The 4,876-nt window shown below is 39.4% G+C and carries 5 protein-coding genes and 2 pseudogenes; 4 read left to right on the forward strand and 3 right to left on the reverse strand.

The window, feature by feature from the left end; all coding sequences use genetic code 11:
* Positions 1-119 (forward strand): annotated as a pseudogene (locus C3420_RS16305) (IS30 family transposase); the annotation flags it as partial.
* A 1-nt stretch (position 120) separates the two neighbouring features.
* Here the strand turns inward: C3420_RS16305 and C3420_RS17455 are convergent.
* A pseudogene (locus tag C3420_RS17455) lies at positions 121-261 on the reverse strand (TetR/AcrR family transcriptional regulator); the annotation flags it as partial.
* Positions 262-493: 232 nt separating this feature from the next.
* Between C3420_RS17455 and prpB the strand changes: the two are divergent.
* Positions 494-1,378 carry a methylisocitrate lyase gene (gene prpB / locus C3420_RS16310; protein ID WP_004810717.1) on the forward strand — a complete coding sequence of 295 codons (885 nt, stop codon included), beginning with the start codon at positions 494-496 and terminating at the stop codon, positions 1,376-1,378.
* Between the two features lie 4 nt (positions 1,379-1,382).
* Complete coding sequence (gene prpC / locus C3420_RS16315; RefSeq protein ID WP_103801046.1) at positions 1,383-2,525, forward strand: 2-methylcitrate synthase; 1,143 nt, start codon at positions 1,383-1,385, stop codon at positions 2,523-2,525.
* 91 nt (positions 2,526-2,616) lie between these two features.
* Here the strand turns inward: prpC and C3420_RS16320 are convergent, their stop codons facing one another.
* Positions 2,617-3,231, reverse strand: a complete 615-nt coding sequence (locus tag C3420_RS16320; RefSeq protein ID WP_103801047.1) for an aminotransferase — start codon at positions 3,229-3,231, stop codon at positions 2,617-2,619.
* Positions 3,232-3,269: 38 nt separating this feature from the next.
* Entirely contained in the window at positions 3,270-3,752 is a 483-nt protein-coding gene (locus C3420_RS16325; protein WP_103801048.1) for a CinA family protein, read from the reverse strand.
* 252 nt (positions 3,753-4,004) lie between these two features.
* On the opposite strand from C3420_RS16325, the gene C3420_RS16330 reads away from it, so the two are divergent.
* Positions 4,005-4,235, forward strand: a complete 231-nt coding sequence (locus tag C3420_RS16330; RefSeq protein WP_004809153.1) for a hypothetical protein — start codon at positions 4,005-4,007, stop codon at positions 4,233-4,235.
* Positions 4,236-4,876 lie beyond the last annotated feature (641 nt).

Raw genomic sequence — 4,876 nt, forward strand, 5'->3', positions numbered from 1 at the left:
TTGCCATGTCACTGAATACTCGTCCTAGAAAGGCGTTAGATTGGCTTACACCATTAGAGAAATTTGCTCAGCTTGTTGATTATCATATGGCTTTTGAAACTGTCGCACCTCATGTTTGAATTCGCCCAGTGATACAGCATCATAACCATGTTCCAGGAACAGCTCTGTTGCACTGATCAAAAGGGCGAGACAGCGCTCATGACCACGCTTGGTCTGTGGCACATCTTTGGCTAAGGGTTCCAGTTGAACGAGATCCTGCATATTGACGACTAAATCAGCACTTTTCGATTATTTCAGTTGCCATCATAACAAAGTTGTGCGCACATTTCATGGAGACTGCTGTATCTATTATCTCGACTAAGATTTATGCTAAATCTATCCGCATTATTTGACTAAAGTTTTAGAGTTTTTATTCTATCAGGCCATGGATTGAGCGTTTTGAATAGGTATACTCGAACTTCAATAATTATAGCCAACACTGTGGAAAGGGAAGATGACACAACAAATGTCTGCAGGTTTAAAGTTTAGAGAAGCATTAGAAACTGAGAAACCACTACAAATCATTGGAACCGTAAATGCCTATGCAGCCATGATGGCGAAACAGGTCGGTTATAAAGCCCTTTATGTCTCTGGTGCCGGTGTGGCCAATTATTCTTATGGATTGCCTGACCTGGGTATGACCAGTCTTGATAATGTCCTTGAAGATGTACGCCGTATTACTGAACGTGTGGATACGCCATTACTGGTAGATATTGATACAGGCTGGGGTGGTGCATTTAATATTGCTCGTAGCATTAAGCAGATGATTGCAGCTGGCGCAGCAGCAGTACATATTGAAGACCAGGTAGCACAAAAGCGTTGCGGCCACCGTCCAAATAAAGAAATCGTATCGCAACAGGAAATGGTAGACCGGATCAAGGCGGCAGTGGATGCCAAAACGGATTCTAACTTTGTAGTCATGGCACGTACCGATGCCTTGCAAAAAGAAGGCTTACAGGCTGTGATTGATCGTGCTTGTGCCTGTGTAGAGGCGGGTGCGGATGCGATCTTTGCTGAGGCAATGACGGACATCACTATGTATAGAACAGTCTGCGATGCGGTGGGTGTACCTGTTTTGGCAAATATCACTGAATTTGGTGATACACCGTATTATACCACCGAAGAACTGGCTGAGCAGGGCATTCGTATGGTGCTATATCCACTGTCAGCTACCCGTGCAATGCAAAAGGCTGCTTTGGAAGTGATGCAGTCGATCCGTCAAAACGGTACTCAAGTAAATGTACTGGACAAAATGCAGCAACGAAAAGAACTCTACGAATTTTTAGATTATCACAGCTTCGAAGACACATTAGATAAACTGTTTAAGCAGGAGAATTAAAACAATGGCTGAAGGAAAAGTACTCACTGGCGCAGGATTGCGTGGACAAGTTGCAGGGAAAACGGCACTTTCAACAGTAGGCAAAAGCGGTGCAGGACTGACATATCGTGGTTACGATGTACAGGATCTGGCAGAACACTGCCAGTTTGAAGAAGTGGCTTATCTGATTTTCTTTGGTGAATTGCCAACTGCTGAGCAGCTTGCAGCTTATAAGGCAAAACTAAAGTCATTACGTCGCCTTCCGCAAGCACTGAAAGAAGTGCTGGAACGTATTCCGGCGGACTCGCATCCAATGGATGTGATGCGTACCGGCGTCTCCATGCTGGGTAATCTGGAAACAGAAAAGTCTTTTGCTGAACAGCAGGATGTAGCGGATCGTATTCTGGCCACACTACCCGCGATTATCTGTTACTGGTATCGCTATAGCCATGACGGCATCCGTATTGATGAAAATACCGATGATGATTCAATCGGTGCTCAATTCCTGCACTTACTGCGTGGTGAAAAGCCGAATGTGCTGCATGAGCAGGTGATGAATGTATCACTGATTCTATATGCAGAGCATGAATTCAATGCTTCAACTTTCACTGCACGCGTATGTGCATCGACATTGTCTGATTTGCATTCTTGTATTACCGGTGCGATTGGCTCACTACGTGGTCCCCTGCATGGTGGTGCCAATGAAGCCGCGATGGATATGATTGAAAACTGGACGTCGCCAGAAGAAGCTGAGCGTGAAATGCTGGGTATGCTGGAACGTAAAGAAAAGATTATGGGCTTCGGTCATGCAATCTACAAAGACAATGATCCGCGTAATGGCATTATTAAGCAGTGGTCAGAGAAGCTGGCGAAAGATGTAGGCGACACCGTACTTTATCCAGTCTCAGTCCGTTGTGAAGAAGTCATGTGGCGTGAGAAAAAATTATTCTGTAATGCTGATTTCTTCCATGCATCTGCTTATCACTTTATGGGTATTCCAACCAAACTGTTTACACCGATCTTTGTGATGTCACGCGTTACCGGTTGGGCAGCGCATGTGATGGAACAGCGCGCAGATAACCGTATTATCCGTCCAAGCGCAGACTATACGGGTCCGGAACTACGTAAAGTGATTCCAATTGCTGAGCGCGGCGCTGTAGCAGTTTAAGGTGCAGATCTCATAAAAAATAAGGTCTCCAGTCAGACCTTATTTTTTATACACTATTTTTTATTTAGTTCTAGTTTTATTGAATTTTCGTTTAACGGCTGAGCAGGGCTGGATCTTCAATGTGATACCCGGTTTCAAATTGAATGCCTAAATATTTTACAGTGACCAGTAATTTATCCTGTTTCGGAATTTTATAGATCTGATTTAATCTTAAATCGGGTTTATAGCTGATGGCCTGTTGTATTGGACTCTTATAGTGACCTGATTCAATTCGATATTGATAGGTCCATTTGGGTACGCTTTGTTTCGGATCATGCCATGTAGGTGCAGTGCCTTTTCTGGTCTTTAGTAACTTGAGCTGAATATTCTGCTTCGGAAGAGGAACTACCGGAGTCAAACGTTTCTTGATTTTGGCAATTTCCTGATCAAACTTCTTGCTAGTCTGATCATAGTCAATTTTCTTGGTTTTAGGATTGATATATAGGGAATTGACCTGAATCAGCTGGTTTGGCATCTTGGATTTAAAATTATAATAATACAGTTGAGGCAAGCGTCCACGCCCATCCAGATAATGGCGCAACAGATAGAGTTTTTGATCCTTGGCTTCATAACCCAAAACTTCAAGGTTTTGTGGGCCGCCCACCGTCGCAAGGCTCAATGGACTAAGACAAAGACCAAGTAAAAACAAACTAATATTAGCTTTCATCATTATCCTCATCCACCAATTTTTATAAAGACGCGAAATTAAGCAGTTTTGCTATCAATTAAATCCATCATTTGATCCGCAATCTGTTCTGTCAATATATCCAGGCGTTCCTCAGGTGTACCATCAATCAGATAGCGATAATCATAAGTTTGAGCTTGATAGAAAACCGAAACAAAAAAAGTTCCTACCGGCTTTTCTTTACATTCACGGCCACCAGGTTTGAGCAAGCCGGTACAAGCTACGATCAAATCAGCTTCTTGAAACAGCTTCTGGCCGGTAATCGCAAGCACATTCGTCACTTCCGGGGATTCAGGTGAATATTTATCAATTAAATCCTGAGGTACCCCTAAAATTGACATTTTCAGATTGGCATCATAACAAACCAGTCCACCGAGTAAAATTTGTGCACCACATTCTTTATAAAGCGAAAACTGGCTGCTTAAATAGCCTGAGCTTGCACTCTCTACAAAAGCAACTTTTAGTTTTTTTTGTTCGAGTAAATCACAACATTCTTTTAACATGGCTATCATTTTTATTTGAGGGTGATGTATTCAATGTATAGACGAAATGCGGATTCTTCAATCACCCTTACGATTGTATACATTTATACAAAACATGCTGTTAAAAGCTAAATATGAGATACACATGTTCAAGATTCAGCGGATGAGTGTGTTTGACCAAGAGTTAAGCAAAATTTGCATTTAACGGTATCATCTCAGCTTAAACAGTGGTAAAAATAAAAATAAAGTGCTTGATGAAAGTAGGTTGTTACAATGAAAACTACAGTTAAATATGTAGTCCTGAAAAGTCTGGACTATCAGTTGGGTACCCCTTTATTTCAGGAAGAAATTGATGCGGATGCACAATATTTTGATCAGATTCCTGCGATTATTACCTACCAGAATTTAAAATTAAAGGTGAAAAGTAAGGAGTTAAAACGTTTGCAATTACCCGATGAAAAAGAAGATACCCAAACGATTATTGTAAAAATGGTCGCGATTTAATTGATAATCTGAATAAGATTAAAAAAACCTCTTTTTTAGAGGTTTTTTAATAAACTATTAGATAACAATATATTATAAAATATTTATTTGCTTATTTTTATTTATAATATTGTGTTTAATTAAATTGTTTATAATGCAGTAATTAATATCTTAAAAGGGTTACTTTGTTTTGTTTTTGTTCCTCGCTTTAATCATATACTAATAATTAAAAATAAAATTTTCCTTAATTTTTAGGGGAATATCATGAAAAAACTTTTATCAGCAGTAATTCCTTTGGTTTTTATTTTTGGTCTTTCTGCATAAGTGAATGTATTGATCAATCTTCAGATGGTTACAGATTGCGGAAACTATGTCGTAGCGCATGGGATTAACGATTCTGCTTATATACAAAATTATAATATGATGGAAAGCTATACTAATTGACTTAACTATATTTAGACTAACTATATTTAGACTAGAATGATCGGTAATTTGGTCTTCGCCCTATACTTACCCCAATTGTTTAATCTTTTCAAAAATGACTTATATTTTAATTAAGTGTATAACCAATTTTTGATATTCCCTGTATAAAGTATTTAGAATCTTTATATAGGTTTTGATGTCTTGAAAAAATATTAAATCTAAGTTTTATAGTTAATAAT

It is taken from the genome of Acinetobacter sp. ACNIH3 (genome assembly GCF_002918965.1).
Taxonomy (GTDB): domain Bacteria; phylum Pseudomonadota; class Gammaproteobacteria; order Pseudomonadales; family Moraxellaceae; genus Acinetobacter; species Acinetobacter schindleri.